Genomic DNA, 22650 nt, shown 5'->3' on the forward strand with positions numbered 1-22650 from the left:
AGTCCAATCAGTGCTCTACCTCCAAGACTCTTACCTTGAGGCTAGCCCTAAAGCTATTTCGGAGAGAACCAGCTATCTCCAGGTTCGATTGGCATTTCACCCCTACCCACACCTCATCCCCGCACTTTTCAACGTGCGTGGGTTCGGGCCTCCATTCAGTGTTACCTGAACTTCACCCTGGACATGGGTAGATCACCTGGTTTCGGGTCTACGACCACGTACTCATGCGCCCTATTCAGACTCGCTTTCGCTGCGGCTCCGCATCTTCTGCTTAACCTTGCACGGGATCGTAACTCGCCGGTTCATTCTACAAAAGGCACGCCATCACCCGTTAACGGGCTCTGACTACTTGTAGGCACACGGTTTCAGGATCTCTTTCACTCCCCTTCCGGGGTGCTTTTCACCTTTCCCTCACGGTACTGGTTCACTATCGGTCACTAGGGAGTATTTAGCCTTGGGAGATGGTCCTCCCGGATTCCGACGGAATTTCACGTGTTCCGCCGTACTCAGGATCCACTCAGGAGAGAACGAAGTTTTGACTACAGGGCTGTTACCTTCTATGGCGGGCCTTTCCAGACCTCTTCATCTACCTCGTTCCTTTGTAACTCCGTACAGAGTGTCCTACAACCCCAAGAGGCAAGCCTCTTGGTTTGGGCTAATCCCGTTTCGCTCGCCGCTACTCAGGGAATCGCATTTGCTTTCTCTTCCTCCGGGTACTTAGATGTTTCAGTTCCCCGGGTCTGCCTTCTCATATCCTATGAATTCAGATATGGATACCACTCCATTACGAGTGGTGGGTTTCCCCATTCGGAAATCTCCGGATCAAAGCTTGCTTACAGCTCCCCGAAGCATATCGGTGTTCGTCCCGTCCTTCATCGGCTCCTAGTGCCAAGGCATCCACCGTGCGCCCTTTCTAACTTAACCGTTAAAAAGAATCACTATGTGATATCTTGTATTACTAATTGAATGTGATGTCTACTGTTATCTAGTTTTCAAAGAACACGTTGGTGGAGCCTAGCGGGATCGAACCGCTGACCTCCTGCGTGCAAAGCAGGCGCTCTCCCAGCTGAGCTAAGGCCCCATTATATAAGATGGTGGGCCTGAGTGGACTCGAACCACCGACCTCACGCTTATCAGGCGTGCGCTCTAACCAGCTGAGCTACAGGCCCATCTTAACTTATTTAAGGAACAAAGTTCCTTCAAAACTAAACAAGACAGGGAACGTTCTGTTTATAAGACCCAAGGTCTTATATTCCGTATAATATCCTTAGAAAGGAGGTGATCCAGCCGCACCTTCCGATACGGCTACCTTGTTACGACTTCACCCCAATCATCTGTCCCACCTTCGGCGGCTGGCTCCTAAAAGGTTACCTCACCGACTTCGGGTGTTACAAACTCTCGTGGTGTGACGGGCGGTGTGTACAAGGCCCGGGAACGTATTCACCGCGGCATGCTGATCCGCGATTACTAGCGATTCCAGCTTCACGCAGTCGAGTTGCAGACTGCGATCCGAACTGAGAACAGATTTGTGGGATTGGCTTAACCTCGCGGTTTCGCTGCCCTTTGTTCTGTCCATTGTAGCACGTGTGTAGCCCAGGTCATAAGGGGCATGATGATTTGACGTCATCCCCACCTTCCTCCGGTTTGTCACCGCAGTCACCTTAGAGTGCCCAACTGAATGCTGGCAACTAAGATCAAGGGTTGCGCTCGTTGCGGGACTTAACCCAACATCTCACGACACGAGCTGACGACAACCATGCACCACCTGTCACTCTGCCCCCGAAGGGGACGTCCTATCTCTAGGATTGTCAGAGGATGTCAAGACCTGGTAAGGTTCTTCGCGTTGCTTCGAATTAAACCACATGCTCCACCGCTTGTGCGGGCCCCCGTCAATTCCTTTGAGTTTCAGTCTTGCGACCGTACTCCCCAGGCGGAGTGCTTAATGCGTTAGCTGCAGCACTAAGGGGCGGAAACCCCCTAACACTTAGCACTCATCGTTTACGGCGTGGACTACCAGGGTATCTAATCCTGTTCGCTCCCCACGCTTTCGCTCCTCAGCGTCAGTTACAGACCAGAGAGTCGCCTTCGCCACTGGTGTTCCTCCACATCTCTACGCATTTCACCGCTACACGTGGAATTCCACTCTCCTCTTCTGCACTCAAGTTTCCCAGTTTCCAATGACCCTCCCCGGTTGAGCCGGGGGCTTTCACATCAGACTTAAGAAACCGCCTGCGAGCCCTTTACGCCCAATAATTCCGGACAACGCTTGCCACCTACGTATTACCGCGGCTGCTGGCACGTAGTTAGCCGTGGCTTTCTGGTTAGGTACCGTCAAGGTACCGCCCTATTCGAACGGTACTTGTTCTTCCCTAACAACAGAGCTTTACGATCCGAAAACCTTCATCACTCACGCGGCGTTGCTCCGTCAGACTTTCGTCCATTGCGGAAGATTCCCTACTGCTGCCTCCCGTAGGAGTCTGGGCCGTGTCTCAGTCCCAGTGTGGCCGATCACCCTCTCAGGTCGGCTACGCATCGTTGCCTTGGTGAGCCATTACCTCACCAACTAGCTAATGCGCCGCGGGTCCATCTGTAAGTGGTAGCCGAAGCCACCTTTTATGCTTGAACCATGCGGTTCAAACAAGCATCCGGTATTAGCCCCGGTTTCCCGGAGTTATCCCAGTCTTACAGGCAGGTTACCCACGTGTTACTCACCCGTCCGCCGCTAACATCAGGGAGCAAGCTCCCATCTGTCCGCTCGACTTGCATGTATTAGGCACGCCGCCAGCGTTCGTCCTGAGCCAGGATCAAACTCTCCGATAAAGTAGTTTGACTGACTACGCACATCGCTGTGCGATTTATAAAAATGAATTAACAGGTACGTTTTGTCTTGTTTAGTTTTCAAAGAACTTTGTGTGCTTCCCTCGAAGCGACTACTTAATAGTAACATTTTTAGTTAACTAGGTCAACACTTTTTTGAAAAAGTTTTTACTAGTCATGATTGTTACGTTTGCGTCTTTTAAAAGACAACAAAAATGATTATACCATAATTTTTAAGACTGTAAAGAGGAATAAAACAAAAAAGCGCAGCTATTTTAGCTGCGCTTTTTCTCACACTTCTTCTTGTTCTTCTTCATTCTCATCTTCTTCGTTTTTCTCTACTAAAGCCACTGTAGCAACATGTTCTTCTTCTGCCATTCTGATGAGACGCACACCTTGAGTGACACGTCCGGTGATTGAGATATCACTGATGTCCATTCTAATGAGTACGCCGCTGGCTGTAATAATCATTAGATCCTCTTCACCTTTAGTAGCTTTCACTGCTACTAGTTGGCCGTTATTCTCGGTGATTTTTGCTGTTTTGAGTCCTTTTCCGCCCCGGCTTTGAGTTCTGTACTCTTCAGCCGGAGTCCGTTTTCCGTATCCTTTTTCAGTTACGATAAGGACGTGTGACTCTTCCTCTAATATCTCCATGCCGACAACAACGTCGTCATCTGTCAGGGTGATGCCTTTTACGCCTGCCGCAGTTCTTCCCATCTCCCGGACATCTGTTTCAGGGAAACGGATCAGTAAACCGTTTTTCGTTCCGATGATGATTTGTTTTGTACCATCAGTCAGACGTACACCCATCAGTTCATCATCCTCACGAAGACTCAAAGCGATTAGGCCATTGTTGCGGATATTAGCGAATTGAGACAGCGAAGTTCGTTTTGAAACCCCGTGCTTTGTTGTGAAGAAAAGGTAAAGCTCCGCATTGAATTCCGTGACTGGAATAATCGCGTTGATCCACTCACCCTTTTCTACTTCCAGCAGGTTAATAATCGGGATTCCTTTTGCTGTTCTGCCGTATTCAGGGATTTCATACCCTTTTGCACGATACACTTTTCCCTTGTTTGAGAAGAAGAGAATCGTGTCATGAGTTGACGTAGAGATCAAATGCTCAACGAAATCATCTTCGTTTGTTCCCATTCCTTGTACACCTTTACCGCCTCGTTTTTGACTGCGATAAGTTGATGCAGGAAGACGTTTGATGTACCCGTTGTGCGTCAGAGTGACGACGATATTTTCTCTCTCAATGAGATCTTCATCTTCAATTGTCTCTAGTCCAGAAGTGACGATCTCAGTACGTCTTTCATCGTTAAAACGCTCTTTGATTTCCGTGAGTTCTTCACGAATAATCTCAAGCACTTTATATTCATTTGCCAAGATGTCTTTTAGCTCTGCAATTAATTTAACAAGAGATTGGTATTCTTCTTCGATCTTTTCACGTTCCAGTCCTGTTAAACGCTGGAGCCTCATATCAAGGATTGCTTGTGCTTGCTTCTCTGTCAGTGAGAATTGTTCAATTAAACCTGTTCTCGCAATTTCAGCCGTTTGAGAATTACGGATAAGGGAAATAACTGCATCGAGATGATCCAGAGCAACTCTCAAGCCTTCAAGGATGTGAGCTCTCGCTTCCGCTTTACGCAATTCATAGGCAGTACGGCGTCTAATTACGACTTTTTGGTGGTCAAGGTAATGCTCCAGGCATTGCTTAAGAGTTAAAACTTTCGGCTGACCATCAACAAGTGCAAGCAAATTGATACCAAAAGATGTTTGTAGAGCAGTTTGTTTGTACAGATTGTTTAGAATGACATTTGCATTAGCATCACGTCTAATTTCAATGACAATTCTCATACCTGTACGATCTGACTCATCACGCAGATCTGTAATGCCCTCTATCTTTTTATCCCTAACAAGATCAGCAATTTTCTCGATTAATTTCGCCTTATTTACTTGGTAAGGCAACTCTGTAACAATAATTCTTTCTTTACCTGAAGATGTTTGCTCGATCTCAGCTTTTGCCCGAATTGTAATAGAGCCTCGGCCAGATTCGTATGCTTTCCGTATACCGCTTCGGCCTAAGATTTGACCCGCAGTCGGGAAATCAGGACCTGGAATGACTTCCATAAGCTCTGGAATTGTAATGTCCGGATTCTCACTGACAGCAAGTACACCGTCAATGATTTCTCCCAGCTGGTGCGGAGGAATGTTTGTTGCCATACCTACCGCAATGCCGGCAGCACCGTTCACGAGCAGATTTGGGAACCTCGAAGGCATAACGACAGGTTCTCTTTCTGAACCGTCATAGTTATCCTGATAATCGATTGTGTCTTTTGTGATGTCTCGAAGAATTTCCATTGAGATTTTAGACATTCTTGCTTCTGTATAACGCATGGCAGCCGCTGAGTCTCCGTCAACAGAACCGAAGTTTCCGTGACCGTCAACAAGCATATAACGGTAGTTGAAATCCTGAGCCATTCTGACCATGGATTCATATACCGCTGAATCACCGTGCGGATGGTATTTCCCGATAACCTCTCCAACGATACGCGCGGATTTTTTATAAGGCTTGTCACTGGTCATGCCCAAATCATTCATTGCATATAAAATCCGTCTATGAACCGGCTTTAAACCGTCACGAACATCCGGAAGAGCACGGGATACGATAACGCTCATTGCATAATCCAAGAAGGACGTACGCATTTCCTGACTGATATTTATTTCACGAACTTGTGGTGTGTTTTGTTCACTCATTAAAAAACCTCCCTGAAGTATCACATGAAATATGTGGGAGTAGATTGTCCATTATGACCTTCAATACGATTTCACTATTCTCCATTATATCAATAAACTTATGATTATACACATTAAATTGCTAGAATATATAGGTATTGCAAGCATTGCTGCATCTGATCTTGTTTAGAAAAAAGCCTTATTTCTTATTGGAAATAAGGCTTTTTATGATTAGATGTCAAGATTTTTAACGTATCTCGCATTTGCTTCTATGAAGTTTCGGCGAGGTTCTACTTTGTCGCCCATCAGCATTTCGAATGTCTCATCCGCATCCATTGCATCTTCAAGAGTTACCTGAAGCAGCGTTCTAGAGCTAGGATCCATGGTTGTCTCCCATAACTGGGTGGCATTCATTTCACCAAGACCTTTGTAACGCTGCAATCCAGGCTTAGGTGTTTGAGGAAGCGTTTTTAACAAGTCTTCAAGCTCCTTGTCATTGTACGCATATTCAACACGTTTCCCCTGTTGAACCTTGTAGAGCGGCGGCTGTGCAATGTACACATAGCCATTTTCGATAATTTGGCGCATATATCTGTAAAAGAACGTTAACAGCAGGGTTCTGATGTGCGCACCGTCAACATCGGCATCTGTCATAATGACAACTTTATGGTAACGGGCTTTCTCCAGGTTGAAATCTTCCCCGATACCTGTGCCAAGTGCTGTGATCATAGAGCGAACTTCGTTGTTAGAAAGGATCTTGTCCAGTCTTGCTTTTTCAACGTTCAAGATTTTACCTCTAAGCGGCAAAATAGCTTGGAAATGTCTGTCCCGTCCTTGTTTAGCAGATCCACCGGCAGAGTCACCCTCTACGATATATAACTCGGAAATGCTCGGATCTTTTGAAGAGCAGTCCGCTAGTTTACCGGGAAGGTTTGAAATTTCCAAAGCGCTCTTGCGGCGTGTAAGTTCACGCGCTTTTTTCGCAGCCATTCTAGCTCTTGCCGCCATTAAACCTTTATCGACAATTTTTTTGGCCGCATCTGGATTTTCCAGCATAAATGTTTCCATTGCCGCAGAAAATAACGTATCAGTGATGGTCCGAGCTTCTGAGTTGCCTAGCTTTGTTTTCGTTTGGCCCTCAAACTGCGGATCAGGGTGTTTGATTGAAATAATCGCGGTCAGCCCTTCTCTTACATCATCTCCGCTTAGGTTAGGGTCATTTTCTTTAATAAGCCCTTTTTTTCTGGCATAGTCGTTGATAACACGAGTCAGGCCCGTTTTGAAGCCAGCTTCATGGGTACCGCCTTCGTACGTGTTAATGTTGTTTGTAAACGAGTAAATGTTGCTTGTGTAGCTGTCATTGTATTGTAAAGCCACTTCAACCGTAATGCCGTCCTTTTCGCCTTCAATGTAAATCGGCTCTTCATGGACAACTTCTTTAGAACGGTTTAAATACTCTACATAACTTTTAATTCCGCCTTCGTAATGGTACTCGTTTTTACGCTCTTGCCCTTCACGTTTATCTTCGATCGTGATGTTTACGCCCTTTGTCAAAAAGGCTAATTCACGCACGCGGTTGGCAAGCAGATCATAATCATACTCAGTTGTTTCTGTGAAAATTTCAGGATCCGGGACAAAATGTGTCGTCGTTCCTGTATGATCCGTTTCGCCAATGATTTCAAGGTCTGAAACTGGAACTCCGCGTTTATAGGTTTGGCGATGAATTTTACCGTCACGGTGAACCGTCACATCAAGCTCTGTTGATAGTGCGTTCACGACCGACGCACCTACACCGTGTAATCCTCCGGATACTTTATAGCCGCTTCCGTCAAATTTTCCTCCGGCATGAAGCACCGTCATAATGACTTCTACCGCAGGACGGCCCATTTTTTCATGAATACCGACTGGAATACCGCGGCCATTATCTACAACCGTGATACTGTTGTCTTTTTCGATTTGGATATTGATATCTGTACAATAACCGGCGAGGGCTTCGTCAATACTATTATCGACAATTTCCCATACCAGGTGGTGAAGGCCTTTGCTGTTTGTCGAGCCGATATACATCCCCGGTCTTTTACGAACAGCTTCCAATCCTTCTAGTACCTGTATCTGATTTTCATCATAACTATTTTGCTGCTGTTCCATAGCCACGTCATTCACCTACACTTTTCTAAACGATATATTCGTGATAAAAATTTCTAAGAATCTATTTCAAACATAAATTGCGCACGTTTTTTTAATGTGCTGGAAGATAAGGGAGAGTAATATATATTCTGAACCGTGACTACGATAGATTTGGGCGTGCCGTTTACGGAAGGCACCACCTTGTGTTTCTGTTTTTTCAGAAATTCTTCAACAATAGGCGACATGTTGGCTTTAAAGTCAAAAATGCCGACAATATCTCGTGTTGAAACCACAAAGTCATCACCTAAATGAATATACAATTGCTCACCTCATTTCTTCACTTCACTAACGCACCATTTTGCACACGGAACATTCCTGCTTGACGTAAGGTTTCGTGATCAATGCCATCAACGCTTGTCGTTGTGACAAACGTTTGTACACGGCCTTGGATCGTATGAAGCAAGTGTGACTGGCGATAATCATCCAGTTCACTCAGTACATCATCCAATAGTAAAATGGGATATTCTCCGATTTCTTCATGGATCAGGTCAATCTCCGCCAGCTTAAGGGACAACGCCGTCGTTCGCTGCTGTCCTTGAGAACCATACGTCTGCACATCGCGTCCGTTCACATAGAAAAGGACATCGTCACGATGAGGCCCTGACAAAGTAACACCGCGCTCGATTTCTTTTTCTCTTAATTTAGAAAACGCTTCTTGATAGCTATCTCCTATTTTCGACAAGTCTACGGGATCTGATACATCAAGAGCTGTATGGTACTTCAAGGTCAGTTCTTCAAGCCCTCTTGAGATGCCTGCATGGACGGGCTGCGCCCATTTTTCGAGCTGTGCTGTAAACTGCAGGCGTTTTACGACGACTTTTGCTGCAACTTCCACAAGCTGATCGGTCAAAACATCGAGCATCGTCCGGTCTGTTTGTTTTCTTGTTTGCAGCTGTTTTAAAAAATGATTCCGCTGGGAAAGGATTTTCTGGTAAAGAGAAAGGTCATGAAGGTAGACGGGAGAAACCTGTCCGATTTCCATGTCAAGAAACCGCCTTCTCACTTGAGGGCTTCCCTTTACAAGATTTAAATCTTCCGGCGCAAACATAATGGTGTTGAGGGCCCCGACATACTGGCTGAGCTTTTGCTGTTCAATATGATTGACCTTGCCCTTTTTACCTTTTTTGGAGATGACGAGCTGCATCGGGATCGCCCCGTTTTGCTTCATCACTCTTCCCTCTATTTTAGCATAGTCTTTGTCCCACCGTATAAGTTCTTTGTCATTTGATGTCCTGTGCGATTTCGCCATGGACAAGACATAGATCGCCTCCATAAGGTTTGTCTTCCCCTGGGCGTTTTCACCGATGATCACATTTACTTTATTTTCAAATTGAAGTTCAGCATGGTCGTAGTTGCGGTAAGATGTCAGTTCTAAGTTCTGGATATACAATCAGTGTCACCCGCTTTAATTGACGACTTGAAATGAACCAAATCCTTCAATCTCTACCACATCTCCAACATACAGCTTTCTGCCTCGGCGGTTGTCCGGCTCGTTGTTCACAAGCACTTCATGCTCGCTTAAAAACCACTTCGCCATCCCGCCAGACTGAATCACATCGGCTAATTTTAAGAATTGTCCGAGTGTAATCATCTCTGTATCAATTGAAATCGGATTTGCCATTATATCGACCTCTTTCAAATATCACTAATATCTAATTGTACTAAAAAAAAACGAATTAGGGAAAGGGAAAACTTGTCGGAGCAGTTGCCGAATAGAAAAGCTGCCGACGGGTCGGCAGCAGTGTATCGGATTAATAGGTTCTGACAGGAAGGATAAGCTGTACAATCGTTTCATCATTCGGCGTGCGAATTAAGAAAGGTCTCATTGCACCTGTAAAGCTTACGCGTATTTCTGCTCCTTCAAGCACCTTTAGTGCATCCATCATATATTTTGGACTAAAAGAGATATTTAATTCCTCACCCTCAATTTGATCCGCAACAATTGCTTCCACAACTTTACCGATTTCAGGGGAATTAGAAGAAATTTCAATGGATTCAGCCGGTTTTGCGGACAGCTTCACCACGTTGTTGCGCCCCTCTCTGGCTAAAAGAGATGCACGATCAATGGCCTGAAGGAATTCTTTTGTGTTTACAATGATTTCTGTTTTGCTGTCTTGCGGAATCAGGCTGGTTGTGTCTGGATAATTTCCGTCCAGAAGCCGTGAGAAAAATAAAACGTTTTTCGCTTTAAACAGAACTTGGGTTTCTGTGATCACGATATCTACGAGTTCCTGATTGTCATCCAAAATCTTGCTGAGTTCAGTTAAACTTTTTCCCGGAATCACGACGTTATAAGATCTGTCTTCTGGAATATCAAGTTTCGCTTTTCTTAAAGCAAGACGGTGACTATCCGTTGCAGTGCATAATAATTCACTTTGTTCCACTTTCCAGTTTACACCTGTCAAGATAGGACGTGTTTCTGAGGTGGACACTGCGAATACGGTTTGTCTGATCAAATTTTTTAACAAATCAGTTGGAATCTGAATCGCATGATGTTCTTCAATCTGCGGCAAGTGAGGATACTCATCAGCATCCAGTCCGTTTAGATTAAATTCGGCTTTACCTGAACGAATAATCGTTAAATACTGATTTTGCACTTCGATTTCTACAGTTGCCATCGGCAGTTTTTTTACAATTTCACTAAAGAAGCGGGCTTGTAAAACGATGCTTCCGGGCTGTTCTATTGTGACGATTTCCTTATCTCCTTCTTCTTTAGGAATGAAGGATTCAATAGAAATATCTGAATCGCTTCCTGTAAAGGATACGCCATCATCTGATGCAACAATTTTAATACCAGTCAAAATGGGAATCGTAGTTCTGGATGAAACTGCTTTTAATACATCTTGGACACTTTCAACAAGACGATCTTTTTGAATCGTGAATTTCATTTTTATCCTCCTAACGGATAATGTATTAATATATATATTTTAAAAAAATAGTAGAAGTAATAGTAGGGCTTGTGGATTTGTGGATAAGTTGTGAAAAAGACAGGAAACACAGCCTATCCACATGTGGACAGACTGTGCATGACTTCTGAAAAGTTATTCACACTTTCCCCGAATAATCCCCGGACCTGCTATTTAAGCTGTTCTTTAATTTCTTTTACATGCTGCTGAAGCTGTTCATCGTCTGCCAGCAGTTTTGAAATTTTTTCGTGCGCATGAATAACGGTCGTATGGTCACGGCCTCCAAACTCTTCACCAATTTTAGGAAGAGAGGAATCAGTCATTTCCCTTGATAAGTACATGGCGATTTGACGTGGGAAAGCCACTGACTTTGTCCGTTTTTTTGCTTTGAAATCCTCGAGTTTAATATTAAATTGCTGGCCTACTACCCTCTGAATTTCTTTTATCGTAATGACTTTCGGTTTTGATGAAGGAATAATATCTTTCAGCGCCTCAGCGGCCAGATCAGCATTAATATCTTTATTAATTAAAGATGAGTAAGCAACAACTCTGATTAATGCGCCTTCCAGCTCCCGAATATTGCTGTCGATTTGATTCGCGATGTAAAGCATAACCTCGTTTGGAATATCGAGGCCCTCTGCTTTGGCCTTTTTTCTTAAAATCGCAATTCTCGTTTCCAGATCAGGCGGCGTGATATCCGTGATCAGGCCCCATTCAAAACGTGAGCGCAATCTGTCCTCAAGTGTCGGAATTTCCTTTGGAGGCCGGTCACTTGAAATGACGATTTGTTTGCTTTCTTCGTGCAATGTGTTAAATGTATGGAAAAATTCTTCCTGGGTTTGTTCTTTCCCCGCTAAAAATTGAATATCATCTATCAAAAGCACATCAACATTTCGATAGCGATTGCGGAAGTCGACGGCTTTATTATCTCGGATAGAGTTGATGAATTCGTTTGTAAATTTCTCAGAAGACAGATAAACCACTTTGGCAGAAGGATTATGATCTATTACATAATGGCCGATCGCATGCATTAAGTGTGTTTTCCCTAAGCCGACGCCCCCATAGATAAATAAAGGGTTGTAAGCTTTCGCGGGTGCTTCCGCTACTGCAAGGGAAGCTGCGTGTGCAAATCGGTTTCCAGATCCGATGACAAAAGTATCAAAAGTATATTTTGGATTGAGCATATTTTGAGGAAAATCAGATGTATCTTCTTTGACCGCCTTTTTGACTTGCGGTTTCGGCATAAAGTCCTCAACATCTTGATTTTGAGGAATGACAAACTTAATGCTCAATTCTTCCCCGGTTAATTCATATATAGTATCTGCAATCAGATGCAAGTATCTGGACTCCAGCCAGTCTCTGGCAAATTCATTGGGAGCCGTGATCGTTAAGGTATCTCCTTGCAGTGAGTGGGCTTTGGTTGACTTCATCCAAGTCTCAAAACTCGGTTTGCTCAACTTTTTTTCGATTTGAGCAAGGGCTTGGTTCCACAGGTCTAATATATTTTCCATCTTCCGGCACGTCCCTCCTTTTCATAGAAAATGGCATCTTTCTCTGTTATAGAACACAAAAAAAGAGCAAATGGCGCTTACCATTCGTACACATTAAATGTTGAAAACATATAATATAGTAGATAAATAGCTTTTCGACAAATTTCACAACTTGTGGACAACCTTCTACACAAGCTGTGTGAAATCAATCCACAACTTATCCACACTTTGTGGATAAAGAGGAAAGGTAAGATTAGTAATCAAGAGTTAAAACACAAATATAATACCAAAATAAACGAGAGCTTGCAATGGTTGTCACAATCTTATCCACAAAGCGGACAACCTGTTGAAAAATTATTGTCCACAGGGGTTGGTAATGTGAAAATGTTGTCGATAACCTTTGTGGATATTAAAAAAAGCCGAAAAAGATATCCACACGCGTGTTTTTAGGGGCAAATTGTTTGGATCTGTCTTTTTTTCGTTAAATTAAGGAATCTAAAAAATAAGGTTTCGAAAGTTGAAAAGGTATGGTATCCTATTATGGTTGCAAGAAATAAAAGCACTAGTAAAGTTGACAATGAATAGGTAACGCAAATATAATAAGTAAGACTGTCTTTAACAGCTATTCCTCGAGGGAGGTGTCATAAATGAAAAGAACATTCCAACCGAATAACCGTAAACGCAGCAAAGTTCATGGCTTCAGAAGCCGTATGAGTTCAAAAAACGGTCGTCTAGTTTTAGCACGCCGTCGCCGCAAAGGCAGAAAAGTATTATCAGCTTAGGCCACTGAATAATGTCAGTGGTCTTTTTTCACGTTATGGGAAAAGATAGATGTGATGCGTAATGAACCGGGGCATGCTCCCTGGTTCAAATGCATCTCATTTTCATAATAAATTTTAAAAGTTTCTGCCAGCCAGTATCGGAGTGAGTCATTTGAAGAAGCGAAATCGTTTAAAGAAAAATGAAGATTTTCAAAAAGTGTTTAAACAAGGGACATCAGTTGCAAACCGCCAGTTTGTCTTATATACGCTTGATCAGCCTGAAAATGATGAGCTGCGTGTCGGGCTTTCCGTCAGCAAAAAAATTGGCAATGCTGTGATGCGAAATCGGATCAAACGATTGATTCGGCAGGCCTTTCTTGAAGAGAAAGAGAGACTGAAGGAAAAGGACTATATCATTATTGCCAGAAAACCGGCGAGCCAGCTGACATATGAGGAAACGAAAAAAAGTCTGCAGCATCTATTCAGAAAGTCTTCATTATATAAGAAATCTTCGTCAAAGTAGGCATCACCACTGCTTTCTTACAACTTTTAAAAGCGCTTCCTTTCTGGTTGATCAGAAAAAGACACCATTTAAAACTGAAAGATGCTAAAATACATACAAGTATGCTTTGCAATAAAAGAGTGTAAAGATTAATTATAGGAGGAAATGTTGTTGAAAAGGAGAATAGGGTTGCTATTAAGTATGGTTGGCGTATTCATGCTTTTGGCTGGATGCTCGAGTGTGAAAGAGCCGATCACTGCAGATAGTCCGCATTTCTGGGACAAGTACGTAGTATATCCATTGTCTGAGCTCATTACGTATGTAGCGAAATTGACGGGAGATAACTACGGACTTTCAATTATTCTTGTTACCATTTTAATTCGTTTATTAATTTTACCGCTGATGATTAAGCAGCTGAGAAGTTCGAAAGCGATGCAGGCTTTACAGCCGGAAATGCAAAAGTTGAAAGAAAAATACAGCTCAAAGGATCAAAAAACACAGCAAAAGCTTCAGCAGGAAACAATGGCTTTATTCCAAAAGCATGGTGTTAATCCATTGGCGGGATGTTTCCCGATTTTGATCCAGATGCCGATTTTAATTGGATTCTATCATGCGATCATGAGAACACAGGCGATTTCAGAGCATAGCTTCTTATGGTTTGACTTAGGAGAAAAGGATCCTTTCTATATTCTTCCTATCGTTGCCGGTGTCGCCACATTTGTTCAGCAAAAACTGATGATGGCGGGCAATGCGCAGCAAAATCCGCAAATGGCGATGATGCTTTGGATTATGCCAATTATGATTATCGTATTTGCGATCAACTTCCCGGCGGCTCTTTCTCTTTATTGGGTAGTCGGTAACTTGTTTATGATTGCGCAAACTTTCCTCATTAAAGGGCCTGATATTAAAAAAAATCCTGAGCCGCAAAAAGCCGGAGGAAAGAAAAAGTGAGGAATGTGACTGCTGCAGGGCGAAATGTCGATGAAGCAGTACAGTCCGGATTGCAAGAGCTGGGATTAACGAGGAATAAAGTAGAAATTACTGTTATTGAAGAGGGACACAAAGGGTTTCTCGGTATTTTCGGTAAAAAGCCGGCGATCGTCAAGCTAGTTGAAAAGATTGATCCGATTCAGCAAGCGAAGTCTTATCTTCAAACGATCGCCGAAGCCATTGCCGGAAAGTCTGATGTGACTGTTCAAGAAAGCAAAAAGACAGTGAGATTCCATATAACAGGTGAAAAAACGGCATTGTTGATTGGGAAAAGAGGACAAACCTTAAATGCTCTTGAAACATTGACACAGCTAGTTCTTAACCGTTATCCAGGCCAATATAAAAATGTGACGGTGGATGCAGAAAACTATCGTTTGAAAAGAAAGGAAACACTGAGCCAGCTGGCCATCAGGCTTGCTGACCAGGTTTTGAAGACGAAAAAAGCAATCCAGCTTGAGCCTATGCCATCCACTGAAAGAAAAGTTATTCATGATACTCTTTCTGGATATGCAAACCACCAGATCAAAACATATTCAATGGGTGAAGGCGAAAATCGCCATCTCGTTATTTCCCATAAAAAATAGCATAAAACCGAAGTCCGGTAAAAATCGGATTTCGGTTTTTTTGTATGCGAAAAATCTACTTTTCCTAGTAATATCAAGGTTTTGCCGTTTAAGTTTTTTCTTTTTAGGTGTATCCTGTTGATAAAAAGGAAGTTCAGGAAATAAAATTAATTGTTATTCACATGTGGATAAGTTAAAGTAATAAGGGACGAATTTCTATTTCTGTGGATAACAAATCTTCCACTTCGAACCAAACTATGTTATCTTTTAGTTTTGGCATAATAAAAATTTTTTTATATAGATGAAACATAAGTAAAGAGAGGTGAACAGCATGGATACAATTGCGGCAATTTCCACACCGATGGGAGAAGGCGCGATTGCGATTGTACGGTTGAGCGGACCAGAGGCCATTCAAATCGCAGATAAAATTTATAAAGGACCGAAGGGGAAAACACTCAGCTCGGTTGAATCACATACGATTCATTATGGTCATATCGTAGACAGACCTTCAGATCGTGTCGTTGAGGAAGTAATGGTATCAGTGTTAAAAGCGCCGAGAACTTTTACACGAGAAGATGTGATCGAGATTAACTGTCACGGGGGAATTGTGACTGTGAACCAAGTGCTTCAGCTCGCATTGAGAGAGGGAGCGAGACTGGCAGAGCCTGGCGAATTTACGAAACGTGCGTTTTTAAACGGGCGAATCGATCTTTCACAGGCGGAAGCGGTTATGGACTTAATCAGAGCGAAAACGGACCGGGCAATGAACGTTGCTATGAATCAAATGGAAGGGCGTCTTTCTGCTTTGGTGCGCCGTTTGCGCAGTGAGATTTTAGAAACCCTGGCTCATGTTGAGGTGAATATCGATTATCCGGAGTATGATGATGTAGAGGAAATGACGCATCAGCTTTTAGTTGAAAAGGCAACCGCCGTTAAAAAGGAAATTGAGGCGCTGTTGAGAACTTCTGAGCAAGGAAAAATCTTGCGTGAAGGTCTTTCTACCGTCATTATCGGCCGGCCGAACGTAGGAAAATCATCTCTTCTGAACAGTCTCGTTCATGAGGCAAAAGCCATTGTAACCGATATTCCCGGAACGACACGGGATGTAATTGAGGAATACGTGAATGTAAGAGGCGTCCCGCTTCGTCTGGTTGATACAGCTGGTATTCGCGAAACAGAAGACATTGTTGAGCGAATCGGTGTTGAACGTTCTCGCCAGGTTCTGAAGGAAGCGGACCTGATTTTACTTGTTCTTAATAATAGTGAAGAGCTTTCTGAAGAAGATGTAAAGCTTTTTGAAGCCGTTGAGGGCATGGACGTTATCGTGATTTTGAATAAGACTGACCTTGAGGCGAAGATTGACACTGAGCGTGTCCGTGAACTTGCCAATGGACGTCCAGTTGTTACGACATCCCTTTTAAAAGAGGAAGGCATCAATGATCTGGAAGAAGCGATTCAATCGCTGTTCTACACGGGTGCCATTGAAAGCGGGGATCTGACTTATGTCAGCAACACACGTCACATCTCTATTTTACAGCAAGCAAAACGTGCCATTGAAGATGCGCTTAGCGGCATCGAGCAGGATGTCCCGATCGACATGGTGCAAATCGACCTTACAAGATGCTGGGAGCTTTTGGGCGAAATCATCGGAGATTCTGTCCACGAAAGCTTAATTGATCAGCTCTTTTCACAATTCTGTTTAGGAAAATAATAAAAGGAGGAACTAGAATCATGGGGTATGAAGCAGGCCAATACGATGTGATTGTGATTGGCGCCGGGCATGCCGGTGTTGAGGCTGCCCTCGCATCTGCACGCCAAGGCGCCAAAACGCTTGTCTTGACCATCAACCTAGATATGGTTGCATTTATGCCATGTAATCCGTCTGTCGGCGGCCCCGCAAAAGGGATTGTCGTCCGTGAAATTGACGCGCTTGGCGGAGAAATGGGAAGAAACATCGATAAAACGCATATTCAAATGAGAATGCTGAATACAGGAAAAGGTCCTGCGGTTCGTGCATTGCGTGCGCAAGCAGACAAATTCCAATATCAGCACGAAATGAAAAATACACTTGAAAAAGAACCAAACTTAACATTGCTGCAAGGAATTGTGGAGCGGCTGATCGTTGAAGACGGTGAATGCCGAGGTGTGATTACACAAACCGGCGCACATTATCGTGCGAAAGCAGTTGTCATGACGACAGGGACCTATCTAAGAGGACGAATCATTCTTGGCGATCTGTCTTACTCAAGCGGCCCGAACAACCAGCAGCCTTCTATTAAGCTTTCTGAGCATTTGGAGGAACTGGGTTTTGACCTTGTTCGTTTTAAAACAGGTACGCCGCCTCGCGTTAAAAGCGACACAATTGATTACAGCAAAACGGAAATTCAGCCTGGTGACGAAGTGCCTCGCGCTTTCTCATATGAAACAGTGGAATATATCACAGATCAGCTCCCTTGCTGGCTGACATATACAAGCCCTGAGACACATGAGATTATTGACAGCAACCTGCACCGTTCACCGATGTATTCCGGTATGATCAAAGGTACTGGCCCAAGATATTGCCCGTCCATTGAAGATAAAGTTGTACGATTTAATGATAAACCGCGTCACCAGATCTTCCTTGAGCCGGAAGGCAGAAATACACAGGAAGTCTATGTCCAAGGTTTATCTACTAGTCTTCCAGAAGACGTACAGCAAAGAATGCTTGCAACGATTCCTGGACTTGAAAACGTGCAAATGATGAGAGCCGGCTATGCGATCGAGTATGATGCGATCGTACCGACACAGCTCTGGCCGACACTTGAAACGAAAAAAATCACCAACCTTTACACTGCAGGCCAAATTAACGGAACATCCGGTTATGAAGAAGCCGCAGGACAAGGAATTATGGCGGGAATCAATGCAGGACGGAAAGCGCTTGGAAAAGAAGAAGTGATTCTAAGCCGTTCTGACGCCTACATTGGTGTTCTGATTGATGACCTTGTAACAAAAGGAACTAATGAGCCTTACCGTCTCTTGACATCACGTGCTGAATACAGATTGCTTCTTCGCCATGATAATGCTGATTTGCGCCTGACAGAAATCGGGCACCGCATTGGATTGATTTCTGATGAGCGGTATGCAGCTTTTGAGAAGAAAAAAGCGGCGATCGAAGCGGAGAAAAAACGTCTGTATTCTGTCATTATCAAGCCGTCTCCAGAAAACCAAGAATATATCCGTTCTCTTGGCGGAAGCGAATTGAAAGATGGAGTTCGCGGCACAGACTTAATGAAACGTCCTGAAATGAACTATGAAACAGTCACAAAACTGGCGCCGCCAGAAGTGCCGGTTCCTCAAGACGTGGCAGAACAAGTGGAAATCCAAGTGAAATATGAAGGATATATTGAAAAATCTCTTCAGCAAGTGGAAAAACTGAAGAAGATGGAAAATAAAAAAATTCCGGATCGAATTGATTATGACGCAATCAAAGGGATCGCGACTGAGGCGCGTCAAAAGCTGAAAAATGTGCGCCCTCTGTCTGTTGCCCAAGCTTCCCGCATTTCCGGTGTAAACCCGGCGGACATTTCAATTCTATTGGTGTATTTAGAGCAGGGACGCATTGCGAAGATAGCCGAGTAGAAAGGATGACGGCATGAATATTGAAGAATTCACTTCCGGTTTGGCGGAAAAAGGGATCTCCCTTTCTCCCCGTCAGCTGGAGCAATTTGAGCTGTATTACGACATGCTGGTTGAATGGAATGAAAAAATCAACCTGACTTCAATTACAGAGAAAAAAGAAGTGTATCTGAAGCATTTTTATGACTCCATTACAGCTGCTTTCTATGTCGACTTCAATCAAGTGAACACGATTTGTGATGTCGGAGCGGGAGCGGGTTTTCCGAGTCTGCCGATAAAAATATGTTTTCCGCACCTCAATGTCACAATCGTGGATTCACTGAACAAACGGATTACGTTTTTAGAAAAGTTATCTGAAGCTTTGCAATTGGAGAATACAACATTCTGCCATGACAGAGCTGAAACGTTCGGACAACGGAAAGACGTGCGGGAAAGCTATGATATTGTGACGGCGCGAGCAGTTGCAAGATTATCTGTTTTGAGTGAGCTTTGCTTGCCTCTGGTGAAGAAAAACGGTTTATTTGTTGCTTTAAAAGCGGCATCAGCTGAAGAAGAACTGAATGCAGGCAAAAAAGCAATCACGACGCTTGGAGGAGAACTTGAGAATGTCCATTCCTTTAAGCTGCCTATTGAAGAAAGCGATCGTAATATTATGGTGATACGCAAGATAAAAAATACACCTAAGAAGTATCCAAGAAAACCGGGAACTCCTAATAAATCGCCAATTGAAGGGTAATTTAGACAGCCTGATATGACAATACCATCATATTTTCATCAAAATTGATGGATGTATAGCAGGAAAAACCATGAGAAAATAGAATTATAAAAATGGCAGTTTTTAAAGGTGGTGTAGGTACATGAAGCATTCATTCTCTCGTTTCTTCGGGCTTGGTGAGAAGGAACAGGAGCCGGAGATTGCTGAACATGATACAAACAAAGAAGAGATTCTGGAAATACCGGTAAATGCTATCGTTCCCAACCGTTTTCAGCCACGCACCATTTTCTCAGATGAAAAAATCAAAGAGTTAGCAATGACCATTCATACACACGGCATTATTCAGCCGATTGTTGTTAGGCATACAGAAGAAGAAGGCCAATACGAACTCATTGCAGGTGAAAGACGCTGGAGAGCGGTGCAATCGCTTGAGTGGGAAAAGATTCCGGCGATTATTAAGGATTTTTCCGACACGGAAACCGCTTCTGTGGCGTTAATTGAAAACTTGCAGCGGGAAGAATTGTCTTCTATTGAGGAAGCCCATGCTTATGCTAGGCTGCTTGAGCTGCATGATTTAACACAGGAGGCACTCGCACAGCGTTTAGGAAAAGGGCAGTCTACAATTGCAAATAAGCTCCGGTTATTAAAGCTGCCTCAGCCAGTCCAAGACGCGATTATGGAGAAGAAAATCACCGAGCGTCATGCCAGAGCGCTGATTCCGCTGAAACAGCCTGAGCTCCAAGTCACACTGCTCACAGAGATTATTGAGAAAAGTTTAAATGTAAAGCAGACGGAAGACCGCGTGGTGAAAATGCTGGAGCAAGGCCAGAGAAAGCCAAAGCCGAGACGCAAAGCGTTCAGCAGAGATACAAGAATTGCGATGAACACGATTCGCCAGTCACTATCAATGGTGGAGGACAGTGGTGTAAAATTGAATACGGAAGAAGAAGAATTTGAAGAATATATTCAATTAACGATTCGCATACCAAAATAAAAGCTCTCCTGAAAAGCAGGAGAGCTTTTTATATTCATTGAAAAGGAAATTAATTACTTTTAGTGAAAAATATTATATTAGAATTCTTTTCTTTGAGCTTGTGGATAAATTCTTCAGTATTTTGCGGTGAAATCACTGCATGTCCCCATCCTCCCTGATAGTATACCGTGATGGCATGACGAGAGCCGATTAAACGGAAACCTGACCACAGATTCTTTTTTTGGATCACTTTATCGATTTTTTCGTAAGGAATTTGATGTTTGATCAGTCCGGCTTTAATGATCAGGTGGTGCTCCTTCAATACATATTTCAAATCAATAAAGCTCCATATAATGAGTCCGTTTAAAAGAGTCAGCAGAATAAAAATGACCCAGCCCGAAACTTTCATATTTCCCAGCACAAAAGGAACAATGGCATCTGCTTGTATCAGTAATATGAGAAACACAATCATCAGCGTAACGGGTACATCTCTCTTTGTTTGATAAACCATTTTCTCACCGTCCTGTTTCCACGTTCTGTTACTGTGACTTCTTCTTTTTTTCTTAAAGAAATTCCTTTTTTAAGTCAAAAAACATAGAAATTGTAGAATTTATAAGAGAAAGCATAAAGCGTACTTGAATTTTCAATTATTTCCCTTCTGATTCGGAACAAAATGATGAAAAAAATGAAACGCTTTAATCTTTTTTTGATAGAATAGAAGCAAGATAGTACATGTTCATGTGAAAGTAGGTGACATCGTGGGAAAAATCATAGCAATTACGAACCAAAAAGGCGGGGTCGGCAAAACAACGACGTCTGTCAACCTTGGGGCATGTTTGGCTTACATAGGGAAAAGGGTTCTGCTGGTAGATATTGATCCGCAGGGAAATGCGACAAGCGGATTAGGGATTGAAAAAGCCGATGTAGAGCAGTGTGTGTACGATATTTTAGTAGATGATGCAGATGTTATAGATATTATTAAAGCAACGACAGTCGAGAACTTGGACGTGATCCCTGCGACGATTCAGCTTGCCGGGGCTGAGATTGAGCTGGTTCCTACAATTTCAAGAGAAGTGAGATTGAAGAGAGCACTTGAAGCAGTAAAGCAAAATTATGATTACATTATCATTGATTGTCCGCCGTCATTGGGTCTGCTGACGATTAATGCCCTTACTGCCTCGGATTCCGTTGTGATTCCTGTACAGTGCGAATATTATGCCTTGGAGGGGCTCAGCCAGTTATTAAATACAGTACGTCTTGTGCAAAAGCATTTGAATACTGATTTAATGATTGAAGGTGTATTGCTGACAATGCTTGATGCTCGGACAAACCTTGGCATTCAAGTGATTGAAGAGGTTAAAAAGTATTTTAGAGATAAAGTATATAAGACAGTTATTCCGCGTAATGTCCGTCTGAGTGAGGCACCGAGTCACGGAAAACCCATCATTTTATACGATCCGCGGTCAAGAGGTGCGGAAGTATATTTAGATTTAGCAAAGGAAGTGGCTGCGAATGGCTAAAGGCCTTGGAAAAGGGATTAATGCGTTATTTAATCAGGTCGATTTGTCTGAAGAGACAGTTGAAGAAATTAAAATTGCCGATTTACGCCCTAATCCTTATCAGCCAAGAAAACACTTTGATGACGAGGCATTAGCTGAACTTAAAGAATCAGTGCTGCAGCATGGCATTCTTCAGCCGCTTATCGTCAGAAAATCTTTAAAAGGCTATGATATTGTTGCGGGGGAACGGCGTTTTCGGGCAGCAAAGCTGGCGGGTTTAGAGACAGTTCCCGCGATTGTCCGTGAATTATCAGAGGCGTTAATGAGGGAAATTGCTTTATTAGAAAACCTTCAGCGCGAAGATTTATCTCCGCTTGAAGAGGCACAGGCATATGACTCTTTGCTGAAACACTTAGATCTCACGCAAGAGCAGCTTGCCAAACGTCTTGGGAAAAGCAGACCGCATATTGCGAATCATTTAAGACTGCTGACACTGCCAGAAAATATTCAGCAGCTTATTGCTGAAGGTACGCTTTCTATGGGACATGGACGCACGCTTCTTGGCTTAAAAAACAAAAATAAGCTTGAACCGCTTGTACAAAAAGTGATTGCGGAGCAGCTTAATGTTCGCCAGCTTGAGCAGCTGATTCAGCAGTTAAATCAGAATGTTCCACGTGAAACAAAGAAAAAAGAACCTGTGAAAGATGCGGTTCTAAAAGAACGGGAATCCTATCTCCAAAATTATTTTGGAACAACAGTTAATATTAAAAGACAGAAGAAAAAAGGCAAAATCGAAATTGAATTTTTCTCTAATGAAGACCTTGACCGGATTTTAGAGCTTTTATCTGAACGAGAATCATAAATGAAAAGACCATCTTTCAAACGAAGATGGTTTT

At 43.2% G+C, this 22650-nt stretch carries 18 protein-coding genes, 2 tRNA genes and 2 rRNA genes (1 of these 22 running past the window's edge); 10 read left to right on the forward strand and 12 right to left on the reverse strand.

What is annotated here, in order from left to right; genetic code table 11:
- The 11 genes from QA442_RS00635 to dnaA all read right to left on the reverse strand — a co-directional run.
- Positions 1-924 (reverse strand): 23S ribosomal RNA (locus tag QA442_RS00635) (it extends 2004 nt beyond the left edge of the window).
- Between the two features lie 81 nt (positions 925-1005).
- Positions 1006-1081 (reverse strand) — tRNA-Ala (locus QA442_RS00640).
- Between the two features lie 11 nt (positions 1082-1092).
- Positions 1093-1169 (reverse strand) — tRNA-Ile (locus tag QA442_RS00645).
- Positions 1170-1271: 102 nt separating this feature from the next.
- Positions 1272-2820: ribosomal RNA gene (locus tag QA442_RS00650) — 16S ribosomal RNA — on the reverse strand.
- Together the 16S and 23S rRNA genes with 2 tRNA genes alongside form the textbook arrangement of a ribosomal RNA operon.
- A gap of 288 nt (positions 2821-3108) precedes the next feature.
- Positions 3109-5574 (reverse strand): DNA topoisomerase (ATP-hydrolyzing) subunit A, encoded by a 2466-nt coding sequence (gene gyrA / locus QA442_RS00655; RefSeq protein ID WP_014662458.1) that lies wholly within the window; start codon positions 5572-5574, stop codon positions 3109-3111.
- Between the two features lie 210 nt (positions 5575-5784).
- The gene (gene gyrB, locus QA442_RS00660; protein WP_095430956.1) at positions 5785-7701 is read right to left on the reverse strand and encodes a DNA topoisomerase (ATP-hydrolyzing) subunit B; all 1917 of its coding nucleotides are present in this window, start codon (positions 7699-7701) and stop codon (positions 5785-5787) included.
- Positions 7702-7754: 53 nt separating this feature from the next.
- Positions 7755-8000 carry an extracellular matrix regulator RemB gene (gene remB, locus QA442_RS00665; RefSeq protein WP_003219266.1) on the reverse strand — a complete coding sequence of 82 codons (246 nt, stop codon included), beginning with the start codon at positions 7998-8000 and terminating at the stop codon, positions 7755-7757.
- 17 nt (positions 8001-8017) lie between these two features.
- Positions 8018-9130 (reverse strand): DNA replication/repair protein RecF, encoded by a 1113-nt coding sequence (gene recF, locus QA442_RS00670; protein WP_040081112.1) that lies wholly within the window; start codon positions 9128-9130, stop codon positions 8018-8020.
- A 15-nt stretch (positions 9131-9145) separates the two neighbouring features.
- On the reverse strand, positions 9146-9361 hold the full coding sequence (gene rlbA, locus QA442_RS00675; protein ID WP_003219264.1) for a ribosome maturation protein RlbA: 216 nt from the start codon (positions 9359-9361) through the stop codon (positions 9146-9148).
- A gap of 130 nt (positions 9362-9491) precedes the next feature.
- Positions 9492-10628: a DNA polymerase III subunit beta gene (gene dnaN / locus QA442_RS00680; RefSeq protein WP_014662455.1), complete on the reverse strand. Its 1137-nt coding sequence runs from the start codon at positions 10626-10628 to the stop codon at positions 9492-9494.
- Positions 10629-10816: 188 nt separating this feature from the next.
- Positions 10817-12157, reverse strand: a complete 1341-nt coding sequence (dnaA, locus tag QA442_RS00685) for a chromosomal replication initiator protein DnaA (protein ID WP_003242674.1) — start codon at positions 12155-12157, stop codon at positions 10817-10819.
- A 626-nt stretch (positions 12158-12783) separates the two neighbouring features.
- On the opposite strand from dnaA, the gene rpmH reads away from it, so the two are divergent.
- The 8 genes from rpmH to noc all read left to right on the forward strand — a co-directional run bounded on the left by rpmH (position 12784) and on the right by noc (position 20276).
- Positions 12784-12918, forward strand: a complete 135-nt coding sequence (gene rpmH, locus QA442_RS00690) for a 50S ribosomal protein L34 (RefSeq protein ID WP_003178075.1) — start codon at positions 12784-12786, stop codon at positions 12916-12918.
- A 151-nt stretch (positions 12919-13069) separates the two neighbouring features.
- A complete protein-coding gene (rnpA, locus tag QA442_RS00695) occupies positions 13070-13420 on the forward strand; it encodes a ribonuclease P protein component (protein ID WP_003236647.1) in 351 nt (116 codons plus the stop codon).
- A gap of 144 nt (positions 13421-13564) precedes the next feature.
- Positions 13565-14350, forward strand: coding sequence for a YidC family membrane integrase SpoIIIJ (gene spoIIIJ, locus QA442_RS00700; protein ID WP_050982297.1), 786 nt, complete (start codon positions 13565-13567; stop codon positions 14348-14350).
- Positions 14347-14973 carry an RNA-binding cell elongation regulator Jag/EloR gene (jag, locus tag QA442_RS00705; RefSeq protein ID WP_095430957.1) on the forward strand — a complete coding sequence of 209 codons (627 nt, stop codon included), beginning with the start codon at positions 14347-14349 and terminating at the stop codon, positions 14971-14973. Before spoIIIJ ends, jag begins: the two co-directional genes overlap by 4 nt.
- 310 nt (positions 14974-15283) lie before the next feature.
- On the forward strand, positions 15284-16663 hold the full coding sequence (mnmE, locus tag QA442_RS00710; RefSeq protein WP_095430958.1) for a tRNA uridine-5-carboxymethylaminomethyl(34) synthesis GTPase MnmE: 1380 nt from the start codon (positions 15284-15286) through the stop codon (positions 16661-16663).
- 20 nt (positions 16664-16683) lie between these two features.
- Positions 16684-18570 carry a tRNA uridine-5-carboxymethylaminomethyl(34) synthesis enzyme MnmG gene (gene mnmG / locus QA442_RS00715; RefSeq protein ID WP_014666149.1) on the forward strand — a complete coding sequence of 629 codons (1887 nt, stop codon included), beginning with the start codon at positions 16684-16686 and terminating at the stop codon, positions 18568-18570.
- Positions 18571-18583: 13 nt separating this feature from the next.
- Entirely contained in the window at positions 18584-19303 is a 720-nt protein-coding gene (gene rsmG / locus QA442_RS00720) for a 16S rRNA (guanine(527)-N(7))-methyltransferase RsmG (protein WP_014666148.1), read from the forward strand.
- A 121-nt stretch (positions 19304-19424) separates the two neighbouring features.
- Positions 19425-20276, forward strand: a complete 852-nt coding sequence (gene noc / locus QA442_RS00725; RefSeq protein WP_014666147.1) for a nucleoid occlusion protein — start codon at positions 19425-19427, stop codon at positions 20274-20276.
- Positions 20277-20325: 49 nt separating this feature from the next.
- Here the strand turns inward: noc and QA442_RS00730 are convergent, their stop codons facing one another.
- Positions 20326-20766, reverse strand: coding sequence for a PH domain-containing protein (locus QA442_RS00730; RefSeq protein ID WP_095430959.1), 441 nt, complete (start codon positions 20764-20766; stop codon positions 20326-20328).
- A 247-nt stretch (positions 20767-21013) separates the two neighbouring features.
- On the opposite strand from QA442_RS00730, the gene soj reads away from it, so the two are divergent.
- A complete protein-coding gene (gene soj / locus QA442_RS00735) occupies positions 21014-21775 on the forward strand; it encodes a sporulation initiation inhibitor protein Soj (protein WP_003219244.1) in 762 nt (253 codons plus the stop codon).
- A complete protein-coding gene (gene spo0J / locus QA442_RS00740; protein WP_040081123.1) occupies positions 21768-22616 on the forward strand; it encodes a stage 0 sporulation protein Spo0J in 849 nt (282 codons plus the stop codon). Before soj ends, spo0J begins: the two co-directional genes overlap by 8 nt.
- Positions 22617-22650: the final 34 nt, after the last annotated feature.

The organism is Bacillus stercoris (assembly GCF_029772985.1).
GTDB classification, from domain to species: domain Bacteria; phylum Bacillota; class Bacilli; order Bacillales; family Bacillaceae; genus Bacillus; species Bacillus stercoris.

Excerpts from the sequence above, each read along its gene's own strand:
- gyrA (WP_014662458.1), bottom strand. The coding sequence starts at position 5,574 with ATGAGTGAACAAAACACACCACAAGTTCGTGAAATAAATATCAGTCAG.
- gyrB (WP_095430956.1), bottom strand. The coding sequence starts at position 7,701 with ATGGAACAGCAGCAAAATAGTTATGATGAAAATCAGATACAGGTACTA.
- rlbA (WP_003219264.1), bottom strand. The coding sequence starts at position 9,361 with ATGGCAAATCCGATTTCAATTGATACAGAGATGATTACACTCGGACAA.
- dnaN (WP_014662455.1), bottom strand. The coding sequence starts at position 10,628 with ATGAAATTCACGATTCAAAAAGATCGTCTTGTTGAAAGTGTCCAAGAT.
- dnaA (WP_003242674.1), bottom strand. The coding sequence starts at position 12,157 with ATGGAAAATATATTAGACCTGTGGAACCAAGCCCTTGCTCAAATCGAA.
- rpmH (WP_003178075.1), top strand. The coding sequence starts at position 12,784 with ATGAAAAGAACATTCCAACCGAATAACCGTAAACGCAGCAAAGTTCAT.
- spoIIIJ (WP_050982297.1), top strand. The coding sequence starts at position 13,565 with ATGTTGTTGAAAAGGAGAATAGGGTTGCTATTAAGTATGGTTGGCGTA.
- mnmE (WP_095430958.1), top strand. The coding sequence starts at position 15,284 with ATGGATACAATTGCGGCAATTTCCACACCGATGGGAGAAGGCGCGATT.
- mnmG (WP_014666149.1), top strand. The coding sequence starts at position 16,684 with ATGGGGTATGAAGCAGGCCAATACGATGTGATTGTGATTGGCGCCGGG.
- rsmG (WP_014666148.1), top strand. The coding sequence starts at position 18,584 with ATGAATATTGAAGAATTCACTTCCGGTTTGGCGGAAAAAGGGATCTCC.
- noc (WP_014666147.1), top strand. The coding sequence starts at position 19,425 with ATGAAGCATTCATTCTCTCGTTTCTTCGGGCTTGGTGAGAAGGAACAG.
- QA442_RS00730 (WP_095430959.1), bottom strand. The coding sequence starts at position 20,766 with ATGGTTTATCAAACAAAGAGAGATGTACCCGTTACGCTGATGATTGTG.
- spo0J (WP_040081123.1), top strand. The coding sequence starts at position 21,768 with ATGGCTAAAGGCCTTGGAAAAGGGATTAATGCGTTATTTAATCAGGTC.